We start from the raw sequence: 16,501 nt of genomic DNA, 5'->3' as shown, positions 1-16,501 counted from the left end.
GCCCCCCTTCCGCCAAGAACCGGGGCCGCCGCCAATCCACCAGTGCCTCACAGACCTGTGGAGGTCTCTAGCATGACCCAACCCACCGACATCCGGCGAGTGCTCGCCTTACCCGCCCTGGTCCGGCCCCTTCGGGTGCTGGACGCCTTCTGCTGCATCGGTGGCGCCACATGCGGCTACCAGCGGCTGGGCTGGCACGTCACCGGCGTGGACGTCCAGGCACAGCCGGACTACTGCGGCGACGCCTTCCACCAGGGCGACGCCATCGAGTACATCCGCACCCACGGCCACGAATTCGACTTCATCCACGCCTCTCCGCCCTGCCAGGGAGAGGGCGCCCCGACCAAGGGCACCAACGCCGCCCGCACCGCCGCGATCGGCCGAACCTACCCCCGCCTCATCGCCCCGACCCGGGCCGCGCTGGAAGCCACGGGGCGGCCGTACGTGATCGAGAACGTGGCTGGCTCCGAGGTCCGCAAGGACATCCGCCTGTGCGGGGAACAGTTCGGCCTCGCCGTGCTCATGCACCGCTACTTCGAACTCGGAGGGTGGACCACCATCAAACCGGCCCACCCCAAGCACCGTGGTTACGTGCCTGGTTGGCGCCACGGTGAGTACCGCGAGGGGCCCTACGTCGCCGCCTACGGCAAGGGCGGCGGCAAGGCCACCGTGGAGGAGATCCGCACAGCGAAGGGCATCGACTGGTCCACCGACCACTTCCGCCTGCGCGAGGCCCTGCCGCCCGCCTACACGGAATGGATCGGCCGCGCCTTCCTTGCCCCCGCGTTGGAGGTAGCGGCATGAGCGAGCATCTGCACGCCGCCCTCCGCCTCGCGGCCGGCGGGGTACCCGTGCTTCCCCTGCGGGAGGGGAAGGTGCCGTTCGGGAACTGCCCGGCCTGCGCCAAGAACGCGTGCGGTGGCCGTCCGAACATGAAGACCCCCGGCCCCTGCACCTGCCCGAACCCGTGCCACGGCTGGGCCGCCGCCACCACCGCCCTCCACGTCCTCAACTCACCGAATTGGGCGCGGGCGTGGCGCGAGGCGGCAGCGGTGGCCTATCACCCCGGTGGCGCCGGTCTCACCGTCGTCGACCTCGACAATCCGGCCGCCATCGCGTGGGCCCGTGCGAGCCTGCCCGTCACACGGAGCGTGCGGACGACCCGGGGTGAGCACTGGCTCTACCAGGGCGCCATGCAGTCAGCCAACGCCGTACGGCCCGGCGTGGACATCAAGTCGTCCATGCAGTACGCGCGGTGGCTCGGTCCCGGTACCGGCACCATCACGGCGCTGCCGGACGCCGTGCGCGCGCTGGTCGTGAAGGAGTCCCGCGCAGTGCGACCGGCGGCCGTTGGCGTGCCCGCGCCGGCCGGGGGCGGGCAGTGCCCTCACCGCACGCCCGTCTATTTGGATCGTGGCATCGCCATGGCCGTGCAGCGCATCAGTGAGGCTCGCGAGGCGGTGCACGCCACGGTGTACCGGACGTTCCTCGCGGTGCTGTCCGTCCACGGCCGGTGCGGCTGCCTTACCGACGCTCACATCAGCAGGCTGTTCACCGTCGCGCAGGCCAAGGGCGAAACGGCCCGGCACTGCACCGACGCGTGGACCAACGCCCGGACTAGGTTGGGACTGTAGCCATGTCTGAGGACGAGAAGACCCCTGCTCGCGAGGTCATCGCAGACTACGCGCAGGCGCACTTTCGGTACTTCCGCACCGCGGACGGGACTGTGTACGCACAGAGGAACAGCCACCCGGTGGCCTGTCCGATCCGCTCTCAGGGCACGACGGGGAGTCACCGGCAGGAACTCATGGTCGGCCTATTCAGGGACGGGCGCGGCGTGTTCAACGGGACCGCGCTGAAAGAGGCGTTGGACTTGATCGAGGCGCTTGCCCTTTCCGAGGACGTGCAGCCCGTCCACATCCGCGTTGCTCCCGGTTTCGACGGGGCGACGTGGCTGGACCTGGGCCGCAGCGATGGGCAGTCCGTCCGTATCCACCCCACCGGCTGGGACATCGCCATTCCCGACCCGCGCGAGGTGTGCTGGCGACGCACCCAGCTCACCGGGGAACTGCCCCTGCCGGCCAAAGACACCGACGGCAAGGGCATCGACCTTCTCCTACGGCTGTGCAACTTCGCCACCGCGGAGACTGAGTGCCTGGCCATCGCATGGCTCCTCGGCTGCCTGGAACCCTCCGTGCCGGTCCCCGCGCCGTTCCTCACCGGCCCGCAGGGCGCGGGTAAGTCCACCGGTGGGCGGATGCTCGTGCGGATCATCGAGGGCATGAGCGGTGACCTGCGCCGCGCTCCGAAGGATGAGGAGAATCTGATCGCGGCGGTGGCGGCCGGATGGGTCACCGCCCTGGACAACCTCTCCCACATGACCCCGGACCTGTCCGACGCGATGTGCTGCATCGTGACCGGCGTCGAGAACGTCAAGCGCGCCCTGTTCACCGACGGGGACGTGTTCCGCGTCGGCTACCGTCGGCCCCTGCTCCTGACCGGCATCGACGTCGGCGTCATCCGGCCCGACCTTGCGGAACGGCTCCTGCCGCTCCGTTTGGAGCGACCCCGCGTCCGGCGCACCGAGGCCGAACTGTGGGCGGAGTACGCAGAGGCTCTGCCCGTCGTTCTCGGCTCGCTCCTGGACCTTGCGGTCAAGGTCCGCGCGGTGGAGGCGGAGACCCCCACGGACCTGCGGATGGCGGACTTCGCCCGCCTGTGCGCGCAGCTCGATGCGGCAACCGGTCTCGGGGCGCTGACCGCGTACCGGGCCAGTCTGGACGACCTGAACGACGACGTGATCGAGGGCGATCTCCTCGCACAGACCGTTCTCAGGCACGCCGACGCCATCGAGCCGGGCGGCGCGCAGCGGATGACGTCCACCGAGTGGCTGCACTGCCTCAGTCGGCTCTACAGCGGTGAGGAACTGCGTTCCCTGCCCAAGGGGTGGCCGACCACGGGCAAAGTCCTCTCCGACCGGCTCAAGCGGCTCCAGCCGACGCTTGCCGCCCGCGGTGTCCTCATCGACACGGGCCGCACCAAAACGGGCCGCTACCTCGAAATGACCCGCCTGCACGCTGCGCCCCCACACGAGCAGGAGCAGGCGTTCTGAATCGGACTCCGCACGTCGCCCGGACAAGCAAGAAGAGCACCATCCCAGCGAGGCGTGCTCCTCTTGCTGTTCGGCGCCACTCGTCGCCCAAAGGTCGCGCCGCGAAGCGGCCCGTCATTGCCCGGCCGCGGCAACGCCGCCCAAGGGGCCCATTCTTCACGCTGTAAGGCGCACCGAACTACAACAGACACCCCTCTTTTGTCCTAAGAGCCCGTGAACAAACTGATCATTTCCGGTGCTTGGCGTCCTTCGTGCCCGCCAGGCGCCGGGACATCAGCATGATCATGGACCACTTGACCATGGCTTCATGGTGCTCGGGTAACCGTTCGTAGTCGCGTACGCAGCGGCGGCGCTGGAAGATCCACGACAGCGTGCGCTCAACCACCCACCTGCGTGGCAGTACCACGAAGCCCTTGACGTCGTCGTTGCGCTTGACGATCTCGATCGTGAGCTGGAGCTTCTTCTTGGCCCAGGTGACGAGTTTCCCGGCGTAGCCGCCGTCGGCCCAGACCAGGCTGATTGATTCGAAGAGGTCACGCAGGTGCGTCAGCGAGGGGCGGGCGCCGTCGCGGTCCTGCACGCTCGCGCTGGTGACCATGACGACGAGGAGCAAGCCGATCGTGTCCACGATCACGTGGCGCTTGCGGCCTGCCACCTTCTTGCCCGCGTCGTACCCGCGGCTGTCGGCGCCGACCGTCTCCGCAGCGCGTACCGACTGCGAGTCGATGATCGCGGCGGTCGGGTCGGTGTCCCGGCCCTCGGATCGGCGGACCTCGTCACGCAGGTCGTTGTGGATGGCGTCGACGCTTCCGTCCTGCCACCACCGGGTGAAGATGGTGTGCACCGTGCGCCAGTGCGGGAAGTCGCCTGGCAGGTTGCGCCACTTGTTGCCGTTGTCCGCGACGTAGAAGATCGCGTCCACGATCAGCCGACGGCAGTACTCCTCCGGCCGCCCGCCATTGCCGTCCAGCCATGCCGGCCACGGCAGTACCGAAGCGATGACCTGCCACTCCGCATCCGTGGTGTCTGAGGTGTAGCGGCGGGGCCGGGCCGGATGACGGCGACCGTGCCCGAACCGGCAGGCCAGGCAGGGGCAGTGACCTTGCCCGTCTGGGGTGACAGCGGTGGCGGCAGGGGCGTACAACGGCATGACAGGACCTCTTGGCGCGACTGGGCTTCGACACCGCAGTTGCTACCAAGAGGTCCTGGTCGTTCACGTCACTTCACCGATTCCCACCCGCCGACAACGATCAGTTTGTTCACGGGCTCTAAGAGGGAAGACGCTGCGTCACCTGCGTCACCCAGCCCGAAAAACGGCACCTACCTGCGCATACAGGGGTGACGCAGACGGCAGGCTCTGCGTCATCGTGCGTCACCTGCGTCACCGATGACGGACAGCCTGCGTCACCGATGACGCACCCCTGAGCCTCTGCGTCACCCGAAAGCCGCAGGTCAGAAGCACGGATGACGCAGATGACGCGGTGACGCAGAAATCCGAACCTCGGACACACGCGGGCTCCTGAGAAGCCCACGCCGCCGCTGGCCCGCCGCGACTGTCGACTCTGAAGAGGAGATAGCTACATGGACACGGCCCACCTCGCCGATGCCATCGATCCCACTCTCGTGCTGCTGACCGTTGAGGAGGCCGCCCGACGTCTCCAGATCGGTCGAACCGTTTGCTACCGACTCATCCGCTCTGGAGAGCTGGAATCCATCACCGTCGGCGCCCTCCGCAGGATCCCCGCCGACGCGCCAGCCAAGTACGTCGCAGGTCGACGAGACGCCTGACGACCCCCGAAACGGCGGGCAGTCCTTCGGGACTGCCCGCCGTCTTGGTTTCCATCTGACAGGGAGAAATCAGGAGTTTGCCTGTGGCAGAAGAGAAGAAGCGCACCCGGCGCGCCAACGGCGAATCCGCCATCTATTTCGGGAAGGACGGCCGTTGGCACGCCCGAGTGCCGATGGGGTACAAGGACAACGGGGAGGCGTACCGCCGACACGTGACGCGCCCGACGCGTGAGGAGCTGGTTGACGAAGTCCGGCGGCTTGAGAAGCAGCGCGATGAGGGTTCGGCGCGTCAGCCCGGTAAGGCGTGGACGGTTGAGAAGTGGCTTTGGCACTGGGTTGAGAACATCGCCAAGCCGACCGTCAGCGAGAACACGTACGACGGCTATGAGGTCGCCGTTCGCGTTCACCTCGCGCCTGGTGTAGGCAAGCACCGCCTTGACCGCTTGCAGCCCGAACACCTGGAAAGCCTGTATCGCCGTATGCAAGCGAACGGGGAGCGCAAGGCCGGGACGGCTCACCAGGCCCACCGCACCGCCCGAACCGCTCTGGGTGAGGCGGTACGGCGCGGCTACGCGGCGAAGAATGCCGCCGCGTTGGCGAAGCCGCCACGGATGGAAGAGGACGAATCCGAGGTAGAGCCCTACTCCGTGGAAGAGGTCCAGCGGCTACTGCTCGAAGCCAACAAGCGCCGGAACAGTGCCCGCTGGATGCTAGCGCTGGCGCTCGGACTGCGGCAGGGCGAGACGCTCGGGCTGCGCTGGTCTGACGTCGACCTGAGCAACGAGTACCTGAAGCTGCGGAGGAATCGTCTGCGCCCGAGGTACGAGCACGGGTGTCCGGAAGCATCGCCGTGCGGCAGGAAAGCCGGGTACTGCCCCGGCAAGGTGCAGGTCCGGCGCGAGACCAAGAACACGAAGCCTCGAGCGGGCCGGCGTGCCGTGCCCCTGCCGGGCCCGCTGGTCGCCATGCTCCGTGGACACGCCGAGACGCAAGAGCGCGAGCGCAAGGCGGCCGGTGATCTGTGGGCAGAGTCGGACTACGTATTCACCAAGCTGCTGGGTGGCCCACTGAGCCCGAACACGGACTACCACGACTGGAAGCGGCTGCTGGAAGACGCGGGGGTTCGGAACGGTCGGCTGCACGACGCCCGGCACACGGCCGCCACCGTGCTCATGCTGCTTGGTGTCCCGGACCGCGTCATTGATCAGATCATGGGGTGGGAGCCGGGCACCTCCGCAAGCATGCGGGCGCGGTACCTCCACGTGCCCGACGCCATGCTCAAGGACGTCGCCCGGAAGATCGCCGACGCCATCTGGGGAACGCCGGAAACACCCGCTGTGGACAAAAACCAGGACAACGAGGACTGAGGAATACGTCGAAGGGCCCCACCGTGAGGTGGGGCCCTTCGACGTATTGCCCGGTGAGAGCAATGGCGGAGGATACGAGATTCGAACTCGTGAGGGGTTGCCCCCAACACGCTTTCCAAGTGTGCTTGTGCTAGTCAAACGACCATACGGGGCCGTTCACCTGCGTCTATGTGTGTCCGTTGCCTTGGAGTTGGATGTGCCCTGGTACTCATCCGGACGGGGCGGTACGCGTGCGAATGAGACCAGAAGTGAGACCACGACTGGGACGGGCATGCTGGTCGGTTCAGCGAAACGAAGCGTCATCCGATTTCCGTGGACCCCTGCTGTTCCCTCGTGTGGGATTGGGCGGGATCCCGAGTGAGCCGCTGACACACTGGACCATGTGACCGAGTACGTCAGCCCGCCCCGTGACATTGCCTCCTCCGGCCAGGCCGATCTCACCGTCCAGGACAACTTCTACCTGCTGGAAGCAGGCGGTGAGCGCGACGGCCGCGACACCCCGAGCCAGGACGGGCTCGCCTTCGGCGGCCCGTCCTGGCTCGGCATCTTCACCGGCACCGACTTCAGCTCCCTGCCGTGCCGGGTCGAGATTCTGCGCCGCATGCCGCCGAAGGTGGACCGCACCTTCGAGATGGCCGCCGAGTACGACCTGCAGATCCTGCACGGCATCGTCACTGTCACCGGCCCGCAGGGCCAGCTGCCCCACTTGGTCCTCGGCACGGTCCCGGGCGCCTACCGCTGCCGGGTCCACGTCCGCGGCCGCTCCGCCGGCCTGCACCCTGCCCCGCTCGACGCACCCCAGATCAGCCGCATCAACCCCGAGCAGCACCTGATCCAGCTCTGGCCCATCATCAACGCCCGCGTGCCCGAGCTCGTCTACGGCCCGGATGCGTTCGCCCGCGCTTTCACCTGACCGCCACCCACCCCAGTCTCCGCAGGGAGTGCCTCCAGGGGCCTTGACCGCGGTGTGTCAGTGTCTCGAGGACACAGGCTCTGGAGGCGTTGCGTCAGCAGGTGCCGGCGTGCACGCACTGCTGTCCAGACACTGCCTTGGGGCTCCTGGAGCAGTGGGAGGGCGGCTGCCGCCGACACCCGCTTTAGGAGCGAGGTTGGGGAACCATAGGCGTGACCTGGGAATCCCTGCCTTGGGCAGCGTGGGGCGGTGCGCATCCTGACGAACCTCGATTCCCCGTGAGTCCCCGTCCGTTCTGGCACGGAAGTGGCACGCTCGCCGTATCGGGCACGGCCCTTCGGCTACTCGTAGACGACGGCCGCGCTGAGGGCCCGCGCAAAGAACGTCCAGTCGCCGTCCGGCGGCATCTCTTCGCCGAGGTACCGGTACGAGCCGGGCGAGTCCGTGATCCACGCGGCGAGCGCACCGAGGTAGTCCTCCACAGTGCGGTTCTCCCACTCCTCGCCCCGTCGGTGAAAGTCGTCACAAAGGCTGCGGATCACGGCGGCGAGGGACTCTCGCGTCATGAGTTCTTTGAAGGGATCGGGTGCATCGTTCGGCATTGCTGGACCGTAGCGTGATCGGCCTAGTGCCATCCGTCAATTTGTGACGGCTCCACGCCAGGCTTTGCAGTCTGGCCTCATCCTTATCAGGTCAATCATCGCGAGCTCTAGGCACTGGATCTTGGCCGCCATGCGGCGTGGGAGCGGTCGCCAGGGTTCGCCCTGATCCGCCTTCGTCCGCCGTTGTTGGTGTCAGCCGCTGGTGTCAGGCATCAGCGGCCCACTTGACGGTCGTCCTAGATAGGGAGTGGGGGCGCCACTCAGTCGCCGTCGCCAGCACGACGAGCCTTGGCGAACCCTCCGCGCCAGACCTGAAGCACCGCACCAAGCACGATCAGCCCCATAGCCACGGCGGAAAGAGCCGCCGCCGCTCCGGAAGAGAAGCCGAGGAGTTTGGGTCCTCCGTCCAAGACGAAGCCGCCACCCATCGCTATCCAACCCCAACCAGCCCAAGGCGACCGCGTATACGCCGCAGTCCCTCGGCCGCTCAAGGTGAACACGCCCATGACTACGAAAAAGCAGCCGGCACCCAACATGATCCACGCTGACATAGCACCCCTCCGCGGGAAGACTACGGCACGGGTGGAACGGCTTTGAGTGGCGGGCCTGGCGGTGTCGTAGAGCACCAGTTTGGAAGACGCCGTATGCGGATGGAGGCTGACCTGGCAACTCCCCGACCTGGGTCGGCGCGTGGTCGGCGCCGCTGTTCCCCGTGAGTCCCTGCTGCCTTCCGCCGGATCGGGCACGCAACGGGCACGACTGGGCACGGGACGACGCCGTTCCTCCGATGGGGAGGACGGCAGACCGTCTTAAGAGACAGGGCTTTTCGGATGACAATTCAGGCCACGGGGACGAAGCCACCGTGCACGCGCAGCGGTAGGCCAGGAATGATCAGCCTGCCTTCCACTTGGCGACAAAGCCAGACTGGGACGCTCTCCTCGTACTCCTCCCACTCGGCCCACTGGCGGAACCAGACCCCGATGCGCCATGTGCCCTCGGTTCCACGCACCAAGAAGCAGGCATCGCCCTCCGCCGTGACCGCCCACTGGACCATGCCACCATCCTCGGGAAACACGGCGTGGGGGATCGTGTCGGGGACGAGCTCTTGGTAGAGCGGAGCCATGCGCTCAATCGTTTCAAACATGTTGAGCGTGGCGGACTGCGGATGCAGCACGTTGAGGAAACGGCCGACGATGCCCGGCCCGAACCCGGCCACGAACTCCTTGTAGTCCATCGGTAGCGGCCCCGTCGCGGCTTCCATCTCCTCCCAGGCACCCACCTCGGAGTAGCCGCGAGGCGCACCGAAGCAAGCTTCAAGATCACTCGCAGGCAGCATGATCAATCTCTCTCCGCTGGCTCCTCACAAGCCGCACGCTACGGCAGCTCCTCGCGCTGGTAGCGCAGGGAATCGGTGCTGCTGGGTGGCCAGCGTACGACCGCGGTCGGCGTAGCGACTTTGGCCGGGAGCTGCTTTGGCGCGAGTGATCATGGCCCCGTAAGCTTCCGGCGCGTCGGGCAGTCTGTGGACCTGCCCGGTAAAGCACGACGTTGGGGCCATGATCTTCGAGGCTCGCGCCAAAGTGGCTGGCTAAAGTCGCGGAGCCGACCGCCCCGGCCACGACGTGTTCTCACCCCATGTCCCGTGTGCCTGCCTCTTGGGCGGGAGTGGGCGGCCGGCGGTGCCGAGCGGGGCGGAGACATGAGCGCGGGCGCCGCCGGCCGCCCGCGCCCGCCCGGAGGAGCGAAGCGACGACGGGTGCTTGATGAGGTAGAGAAACCTGTAACAGCTCGCGTGGGGTCACGCGTCGAAGTCGTACTCCAGGATGTAGGAGGCGGCATCGAGCGTCATCTCGTTGATCTCGACGGGGCGGCCTTCGTCGGCGAATGCGGTGCGGCAGATGAGGATGACGGGTGTGCCCGAGGAGATGCTCAGCTGTGCCGCTTCATGTTTCGAGGGCATGCGTGAGCGGATCTCTTCACGGAAGTGCACTGGCTTGTAGCCGAGTTCGGCAAGCCGTGCATACGTTCCGCCGGGGCCCGTGTCTTCTTGAGTGATTGCGGAGCCTGCGACCACGGACGTGGGCAGGTAGCTGGTGGCGAGCAGGACGGGCTTTCCGTCCAGGACGAACCGCCGGCGCCTCACGCAGACGCTGTCGTCCTCGGCTAGATCGAGGACCAGGCTGACGCGTTCGGGTGCGGCTTCCTCGGACACCGTCACCTGATCCACTACTAGTGCGCGGCTCTCGGTGTCGGCAGACCAGATAGAGCGGCCACTTCCCCACTGCTCCTGTGACAGTCGCTGGATGCCCCGGCGTCGCAGGGGCCGGAAGTCGCGTACGAACACGCCCGCGCCCTTGCGTGCCTCGGCGACGCCTTCGTCCTTGAGTACGCCGAGGGCCTGGCGGGCGGTCATGCGGGCCACGCCGTGTTCGGCCATCAGGTCGTTCTCTCCCGGAAGTCGATCACCGGGACGGTACTCGCCCGACTGGATCGCCTCACGTAGAGAGTCCGCGATCCGCTGGTACTTCGGCCGACGATCGTCATCGGTGTTCGTCATTCCGGGGCCCTCCTCTCTTCTCTAGACAGCCTAGGCCATGGGTGGGGGCACCCGCTCGGTGCGTGTAGCCGCAATCCTCCGCTTCGAACATCTCTATACATCCCTCTTGACGTCTCTAGAGATCTCAGCTCCAATGGAGATGTCTAGAGAGGTCGCGCCGGGCGGCCTCCAGAGCGAGGGATGTGCTCATGCCGTCTTTCAAGATCGACCTTTCGACCGCTGTGGTGTTCGTGGCGACTGCGCCCGTGCCGAAGCTGGTCAACCAGAAGACCGGTGAGCGGGCTGTGGACCGGGAGACCGGTGCGGGTCTGTCCACCGTGGGTCTGCTGGTCTCGGACGAGGGGGAGGGGAACCTCTACCAGGTCACCATCCCCGAGACGGGTATCCCGGAGAGCCTGGCGCCGGGAACGCCGGTCAAGGTCGTGGGACTGAAGGCTCGTGACTGGGAGAACGAGTTCAACGGGCAGAAGCGGCACGGGATCTCGTTCCGCGCGGTCGCGGTCACGTCGGCGGTCTGACCATGACCGACGTCTCGATGTGGCTGGAGGCCACGGGAGCCTTAGCAGGGGCCGGCGGTCTGGGCTACGCGAAGGTACGCGCTCCGCGCGTGTACTGGTCGCTGGTCGGACTACCGGTCACCTGGGGCCGGTTCACGATCACCTACCGCTCGACGATGGACGTGTGCGGGCTGACGGTTCAGCCGTCACGCCTGCGGGCCTTCCTCACGAAGAACGTGGCCCACCGTGAGGTACTGCCGGTCCCGCCAAAGGTCCGCCGGGTCCGGGGCACGTCGACGGGGCTGCGGGTCACTTTGCGGCTTCCCGCTGGTCTGGAACCGTCCGACCTGGTGGCCGCCTCCGAGCGACTGCGGCACGCCTGGGGCGTCCACTCGGTGACCATCGCCGAGACCAAGCCCGGGTATGTCGAGCTGCGCATGACCGGCTATGACGTGCTGCGCCGGGTGCAGATGCCGCGCGGAGCACGCCCCGAGGGCCTGACCGTTCCGGTGGCTTTGCGGGAGGACGGGACCGCGTTCGTCCGCGACTACCGGAAGGTGCCCATGGCGCTGACCCTGGGCGCGAACAACTCCGGCAAGTCCGTCTACCAGCGGAACCTGATCAAGGGCTTGGCGCGGTTGCCGGTGGCGCTGGTCGGGATCGACTGCAAGCGCGGGGTGGAACAGTCCGCGTACGCGCCTCGCCTGTCGGCCCTGGCCACTACCCCGGATGACTCCGCCGCGCTGCTGGATGTGCTGGTGGCGGAGATGGAGTCCCGGTTCGACTTGCTGAGCCTGCACGGCGTCTCCGACGTGTGGGATCTGCCCGAGGGCGTGCGGCCGGTGTCGGTCGTCGTCTTGGTGGACGAGGTGGCGGAGCTGTTCCTGATCGCCTCCCGTAAGGATGAGGTGCGGCGGGAGCGGATCGTCACCGCGTTGATCCGGCTGGCGCAGATGGCCCGCGCGGTCGGCATCCATCTGGAGATCTGCGGGCAGCGCTTCGGCTCCGAGCTGGGCAAGGGCGCGACCATGCTGCGCGCGCAGCTCACCGGCCGGGTGGTGCACCGGGTCAACGACAAGCAGACCGCCGAGATGGGGCTTGCCGACGTGGCGCCGGACGCGGTCCTGGCCGCCGGTCTGATACCGGCAGAGCGCCCCGGAACGGCGGTTGCGGCGGACTCCTCGGGGGGCTGGGCGAAGATCCGCACCCCGCACACCTCCCGCGCCGAGGCGATGGCGGTGTGCCGGGAGTTCGCCCATCTGGTCCCCGACTTCCCCGCCCTCGATCCCTTCCGTCCGCACGTGCCCGCCGACGCCCCGGCGTCCGGGTCGCCCGTGGTCAAGCCGCTGCCGGTCACGGACTGAGAGGAGTGACCCGCCGTGAGCCGTTCGATCCGCCCCGATGCTGTCCTGATCCAAGCCGTGATCGCCGGTGCCCTGTCCTTCGCGCACCTGCATGATCTGGCGGCGGCGGCCGGACAGTCCGGGTGGAAGGCGTGGGCCTATCCGGTCTCGGTCGACCTGCTGCTGGTCGCCGCCTGGCGCCGACTGCGCACCGGCCGGGACCGCTCGTCCTGGACCTGGTTCGCGATCGCCCTGTGCGCCTCGCTCGGCGCCAACGTCGCCACGGCCGGTCTGCTCGACATGGACCACGTGCCGGCCTGGCTGCGCATCCTCGTCGCCGGATGGCCCGCCCTCGCCTTCCTCGGCGGAACCCTCCTCGTCCACGCCCCCACCTCCGAGACCACCGATCCGGAGCCGAAGCCTGAACCGGCGTCACCGGAAGTCGAGATGCACCGCATCGACACACCCGAACCGGCACCGGCCCCGATCCCGGCGGCGGAACTCACCGCAGCATCCCCACCGCCTGCAACCGCCCCGGCCGTTCCGCCCGCTCTGCTCGATCACGCGCGGTCTATCGCCGACATCCACCGGAACACGACGGGCGAGCCGATCACCGCCGACGCGCTCACCGCCCGGCTCGGTCTGCCCGCCTCGACCTGCCGGGCAATCGCCGCCCAACTCCAACTCACCTGACCCGAAGGAGGCTCCGCTCCATGCGCCCGAATCGCTTCTACCAGGTGGTGCAGATCGGGCCGGTCAAGGTCGGCTCCTACAACAACGGCCGCGGCCAGACCCGGCACACCGCCGCCTGCACCGCCCCCGGCTGCGGCTTCTCCACCGAGCACCGCGACCGCTCGGCCGCCGAACTCGCCGCCCGCACCCACCGCTGCAACGCCTAACCGAGAGGAGAAGACCTGTGCTCACCCCGAAGTACCCGACCCCGGACACCGCCCCCACACCCACCATGGCGCAGCCGTCCACCGCGACACCCCAGGTTCCGGCCCCGCAGACCAGCCCGGCCCCGGTCGCCCCGGTATCGAACCGGCCCACTGTTCAGCTCACCCCGGGCAGCGCGCTCGCCCTCGCCGCCGGCGGCGGTGCCGTGGTTCTCGTTGTCGGCGCGGTCCTGGTCTCGCTGCTGCTGGCCGTGGCCATCACCGGCGTCTCCGTCGCGGTGGTTGCCGTCGTCCTGCGCCTGCTCGTCAAGGACCTCAACAACCACCGCTAAACGGCCCCGGGGCGGCTCTCTCGCCAAAGACCGCCGCCCCGGCGCCTGCAACCCACTTCCAGATCCAACGGACCCGAAAGGGAAGCCCCATCATGCCCCAGCACGCCCAGAACACGCCCGTCTGCCGCGACTGCGACGGCTTCTCCACCGCCGCGATCACCACCGGCACCCGCCACCGCGACGGCACCCGCGCCACCCTCCGCGTCGACTGCCCCGCCTGCAAGGGCACTGGCCACATCGTCCCGGTTCTCGCGCTCGCCCAGGGCCGGAGGTGACCACGTGAAGAGCCTCACCACCTCGGCCCACATCGAGCCGGACAGCCGCTTCCGCGTCACCGCCTTCGCGGACAGCGCCGCCCCCTTTGTCAGCCTCCGCATCGGGGGCGACCTCGTCGAAATCGCGCTGATCGCCGCGCCTGGTACCTCCGGGACCCTACGCAACCTGGCTGCCGCAGCACTCGAAGCCGCCGACGCTCTGGACGCTTTGAACACCAACGCGCCGGAGGTGTCCGCGTGACCGACACCGCCACCGCGGCGGGCCTGGATACGGCCACCCTCGCCGACGTGCTCAGGGTGGCCGCATCCGGCGACTTCGACCGCTGGCAAGAACAGATCCGACGCACCGGCGGCTGCGCCGACCCCATCCGCCTGATGGGCGCGACCAAGACGATCGACCCGGCCACCCGCACGGTCCTGCACCACTACACGACCGAGCACGAACCCGGCGGCACGCTCCGCGTGGCCTGCGGCAACCGCCGAGCCTCCCGCTGCCCGGCCTGCGCCTGGACCTACGCCGGCGACACCTACCACCTCATCCGCGCCGGACTGACCGGAGACCCCGACAAGGGCACCCCGCACACCGTGCGCGATCACCCCCGGGTCTTCGCCACCCTCACCGCCCCCTCGTTCGGCCCCGTCCACAACCGCCCCGGCACCCGGCACTGCGCCTGCGGCACCCACCACCCCGAGGACGCGCCCGAGCTGGGCACCCCGCTCGACTCGGAGACGTACGACTACGCGGGCGCCGTGCTGTGGAACAACCACGCCTCCGACCTGTGGCGCTACTTCACGATCTACCTGCGCCGCGAGATCGCCCGACACGTCGGGCTCACCCAGACAGCCGCCCACGAACAGTCCCGCCTGTCCTTCGGCAAGGTCGCCGAGTACCAAAAGCGCGGCGCCGTCCACTTCCACGCGGTGATCCGCTTCGACGGACCGGAGGGACCCGACACCCCGCCCCCCGTCTGGGCCACCCTCGATCTCCTGGCCGACGCCATCCATGCTGCTGCCGCCCGGGTAGCGGTCGACGTGCCGGCGGCCGGTGACCAACCAGCCCGCACGCTGCGGTGGGGGACGCAGCTCGATGTCCAGCCGATCGGCGCCTTCGGTGACGGCGAGGACATCACCGAACAGGCCGTGGCCTCCTACGTCGCCAAGTACGCCACCAAGGCAGCCGAGACCACCGGCACTGTCGACCGCCGGATCGGCAACAAGGAAGCTCTCACCCTGCTCGGGGTGCCTGACCACCCGCGTCGGTTGATTGAGGCGTGCCTGGACTTGCACCCGCTCTACCCCGAGCGGAAGTTACGGGACTGGGCTCACATGCTCGGCTTTCGCGGCCACTTCTCCACCAAGTCCCGCCGCTACTCCACCACCCTCGGCGCCCTGCGACAGGTCCGCGCCGACTACCGCGCCGCCCAGCAACGTGCCGCCCTCGGCCTGCCCGACCCCGATGACGACCCGGATGCAACCACGCTCACCCTGGCCCATTGGACCTATGCCGGACACGGCCACACCCCCGGCGAATCCTGGCTCGCCGCCACCATCCACCGCGACATCCAGCTCAACCGCGACACCGCCCGCGAAGTTCGGGCGGACCTGGACCAATACGAGATCACGGGGGAGTGGTGACCGTGGAACGTCTCCTCAGCGTGGAACAGGTCGCCGAACTGCTCGGTACCACCGTCCGATTCCCCCGGCGGCTCATCGAGGAGCGGCGCATCCGGTACGTGAAGGTCGGCCGTTACGTCCGCATCCCGCAGAGCTCTGTGGACGAGTACCTTGCCGCGCGCACCGTCGAGCCGATCAGGCTCCGTAGAGCTGGACTTCGGAGGGTCGCCTGATGGCCAACAAGAAGGGCAGGCGCCGGCGCTTTGGCGCGGTGCGGCAGTACCGGTCCGGCCGTTGGACGGCGTCGTACCTGGGGCCTGACGGTGAGCGCATCCGGGCGGAGGAGACCTTCGAAACCAAGAAGGACGCGGAGGTCTGGCTGTCTCAGGTTGAGGCGGATTTCAGCCGCGGGGACTGGCGTGCTCCCGACGCCGGGGCAGTCAACTTCCGGATCTACGCCGAGAAGTGGGTCGAGGAACGAGGGTTGGCCGTTCGCACTGAGGACCTGTACAAGCACCTCCTGCGGCTGTACATCCTTCCCACCTTCGGCGCCCTCGATCTCGACGAGATCACCGCTCCTCGCGTCCGTGAGTGGCGCGCCGAGCGGCTTCGCACCACCCAGGCCAAGACCACCGTTGCCAAGGCGTACCGCCTCCTCAAGGGCATCCTTGAGACGGCCGTCGATGACGACCTGATCAGCCGCAACCCGTGCCGGATCAAGGGCGCGGGCAAGGAGTCGGCCTCCGAACGCCGGATTGCCACCGTCGCCGAGGTCGACGGTCTCGCCGAGGCGATCGGTATTCGCTGGCGACTCATGGTCTACCTCGGCGCGTACGGTCCGATGCGGCCCGAAGAGCTGGCAGGCATCCGCCGCCGGGACGTCGACCTCGACAACCTGGTGATCCATGTCCGTGTCGCCGAGCCGGAGCGGACCAACGGCAAGCGGGCGCCTGGCGAGACCAAGTCGGACGCGGGCGTACGTGCCGTCGTCCTTCCGGCCTTTCTCCACAAGGAGGTGAAGCAGCATCTCGCCTGGTTCGCCGAGAAGGGGCCCGACGGCCTGGTCTTCGTCGGCGAGAAGGGTGCGCCGTTCCGCCGGACTTCCTTCGGTCGCAAGTGGCGGCGCGCCCGAGCGGCCCTCGGCCTTCCAGAGGGGTTCAGGTTCTACGACCGTAACTGGTTTGGTGGTCCTGGCGCACTGAGTT

Annotated in this window: 19 protein-coding genes and 2 pseudogenes; 17 read left to right on the top strand and 4 right to left on the bottom strand. The window is 68.2% G+C overall.

The features are described 5' to 3' along the window. Positions 1-72 precede the first annotated feature (72 nt). The 3 genes from ACQEXA_RS27685 to ACQEXA_RS27675 are packed head-to-tail and all read left to right on the top strand — an operon-like array spanning position 73 to position 3,112. Complete coding sequence (locus tag ACQEXA_RS27685) at positions 73-804, top strand: DNA methylase (protein ID WP_432930439.1); 732 nt, start codon at positions 73-75, stop codon at positions 802-804. Continuing rightward, positions 801-1,634: a bifunctional DNA primase/polymerase gene (locus tag ACQEXA_RS27680; protein WP_433131391.1), complete on the top strand. Its 834-nt coding sequence runs from the start codon at positions 801-803 to the stop codon at positions 1,632-1,634. Before ACQEXA_RS27685 ends, ACQEXA_RS27680 begins: the two co-directional genes overlap by 4 nt. 2 nt (positions 1,635-1,636) lie before the next feature. Further along, positions 1,637-3,112: an ATP-binding protein gene (locus ACQEXA_RS27675; RefSeq protein WP_432930443.1), complete on the top strand. Its 1,476-nt coding sequence runs from the start codon at positions 1,637-1,639 to the stop codon at positions 3,110-3,112. Between the two features lie 226 nt (positions 3,113-3,338). On the opposite strand, the gene ACQEXA_RS27670 is transcribed toward ACQEXA_RS27675, so the two are convergent. Beyond that, complete coding sequence (locus ACQEXA_RS27670) at positions 3,339-4,262, bottom strand: IS5 family transposase (RefSeq protein ID WP_432929601.1); 924 nt, start codon at positions 4,260-4,262, stop codon at positions 3,339-3,341. Positions 4,263-4,693: 431 nt separating this feature from the next. Here ACQEXA_RS27670 and ACQEXA_RS27665 point away from each other — a divergent pair, with 431 nt between their 5' ends. From ACQEXA_RS27665 to ACQEXA_RS27650, 4 genes and pseudogenes are all read left to right on the top strand, one after another. Then, complete coding sequence (locus ACQEXA_RS27665; RefSeq protein WP_432930445.1) at positions 4,694-4,900, top strand: helix-turn-helix domain-containing protein; 207 nt, start codon at positions 4,694-4,696, stop codon at positions 4,898-4,900. An 83-nt stretch (positions 4,901-4,983) separates the two neighbouring features. After that, on the top strand, positions 4,984-6,267 hold the full coding sequence (locus ACQEXA_RS27660; protein ID WP_433131389.1) for a tyrosine-type recombinase/integrase: 1,284 nt from the start codon (positions 4,984-4,986) through the stop codon (positions 6,265-6,267). Positions 6,268-6,649: 382 nt separating this feature from the next. Beyond that, the gene (locus ACQEXA_RS27655; RefSeq protein ID WP_432930449.1) at positions 6,650-7,180 is read left to right on the top strand and encodes a hypothetical protein; all 531 of its coding nucleotides are present in this window, start codon (positions 6,650-6,652) and stop codon (positions 7,178-7,180) included. A gap of 62 nt (positions 7,181-7,242) precedes the next feature. Further along, positions 7,243-7,368 (top strand): annotated as a pseudogene (locus tag ACQEXA_RS27650) (DUF6233 domain-containing protein); the annotation flags it as partial. A gap of 153 nt (positions 7,369-7,521) precedes the next feature. On the opposite strand, the gene ACQEXA_RS27645 reads toward ACQEXA_RS27650, so the two are convergent. From ACQEXA_RS27645 to ACQEXA_RS27635, 3 genes are all read right to left on the bottom strand, one after another. Next, a complete protein-coding gene (locus ACQEXA_RS27645; RefSeq protein WP_359411331.1) occupies positions 7,522-7,746 on the bottom strand; it encodes a DUF7660 family protein in 225 nt (74 codons plus the stop codon). Between the two features lie 874 nt (positions 7,747-8,620). Then, positions 8,621-9,118 (bottom strand): hypothetical protein, encoded by a 498-nt coding sequence (locus ACQEXA_RS27640; RefSeq protein ID WP_432930453.1) that lies wholly within the window; start codon positions 9,116-9,118, stop codon positions 8,621-8,623. 462 nt (positions 9,119-9,580) lie between these two features. Further along, the gene (locus tag ACQEXA_RS27635) at positions 9,581-10,339 is read right to left on the bottom strand and encodes a GntR family transcriptional regulator (RefSeq protein ID WP_433131387.1); all 759 of its coding nucleotides are present in this window, start codon (positions 10,337-10,339) and stop codon (positions 9,581-9,583) included. A gap of 188 nt (positions 10,340-10,527) precedes the next feature. Here ACQEXA_RS27635 and ACQEXA_RS27630 point away from each other — a divergent pair, with 188 nt between their 5' ends. From ACQEXA_RS27630 to ACQEXA_RS27585, 10 genes and pseudogenes are all read left to right on the top strand, one after another. Next, the gene (locus tag ACQEXA_RS27630; RefSeq protein WP_359410366.1) at positions 10,528-10,857 is read left to right on the top strand and encodes a hypothetical protein; all 330 of its coding nucleotides are present in this window, start codon (positions 10,528-10,530) and stop codon (positions 10,855-10,857) included. 2 nt (positions 10,858-10,859) lie between these two features. After that, entirely contained in the window at positions 10,860-12,200 is a 1,341-nt protein-coding gene (locus ACQEXA_RS27625) for an FtsK/SpoIIIE domain-containing protein (protein WP_433131385.1), read from the top strand. A 15-nt stretch (positions 12,201-12,215) separates the two neighbouring features. After that, positions 12,216-12,872: a DUF2637 domain-containing protein gene (locus ACQEXA_RS27620; protein WP_432929086.1), complete on the top strand. Its 657-nt coding sequence runs from the start codon at positions 12,216-12,218 to the stop codon at positions 12,870-12,872. Positions 12,873-12,892: 20 nt separating this feature from the next. Continuing rightward, entirely contained in the window at positions 12,893-13,078 is a 186-nt protein-coding gene (locus ACQEXA_RS27615; protein WP_433131383.1) for a mobile element transfer protein, read from the top strand. 17 nt (positions 13,079-13,095) lie between these two features. Then, positions 13,096-13,407, top strand: coding sequence for a SpdD protein (locus ACQEXA_RS27610; protein ID WP_433131381.1), 312 nt, complete (start codon positions 13,096-13,098; stop codon positions 13,405-13,407). 92 nt (positions 13,408-13,499) lie between these two features. Next, entirely contained in the window at positions 13,500-13,682 is a 183-nt protein-coding gene (locus ACQEXA_RS27605; RefSeq protein ID WP_433131379.1) for a hypothetical protein, read from the top strand. A 4-nt stretch (positions 13,683-13,686) separates the two neighbouring features. Beyond that, positions 13,687-13,923, top strand: coding sequence for a hypothetical protein (locus ACQEXA_RS27600; RefSeq protein WP_433131377.1), 237 nt, complete (start codon positions 13,687-13,689; stop codon positions 13,921-13,923). Beyond that, complete coding sequence (gene repSA / locus ACQEXA_RS27595) at positions 13,920-15,317, top strand: replication initiator protein RepSA (RefSeq protein WP_433131375.1); 1,398 nt, start codon at positions 13,920-13,922, stop codon at positions 15,315-15,317. The genes ACQEXA_RS27600 and repSA overlap by 4 nt, the downstream gene beginning before the upstream one ends. Continuing rightward, positions 15,311-15,529: an excisionase family DNA-binding protein gene (locus tag ACQEXA_RS27590; RefSeq protein ID WP_432930464.1), complete on the top strand. Its 219-nt coding sequence runs from the start codon at positions 15,311-15,313 to the stop codon at positions 15,527-15,529. The genes repSA and ACQEXA_RS27590 overlap by 7 nt, the downstream gene beginning before the upstream one ends. Then, positions 15,529-16,467: pseudogene (locus tag ACQEXA_RS27585) on the top strand (tyrosine-type recombinase/integrase); the annotation flags it as partial. The gene ACQEXA_RS27590 and the pseudogene ACQEXA_RS27585, both read left to right, overlap by 1 nt. Positions 16,468-16,501: the final 34 nt, after the last annotated feature.

The sequence above is a fragment of the Streptomyces sp. CA-106110 genome (assembly GCF_050936285.1).
Taxonomy (GTDB): Bacteria; Actinomycetota; Actinomycetes; order Streptomycetales; family Streptomycetaceae; genus Streptomyces.
Note: the sequence above shows the minus strand (reverse complement) of the source record. Positions and strands in the feature narration are given on the sequence as shown.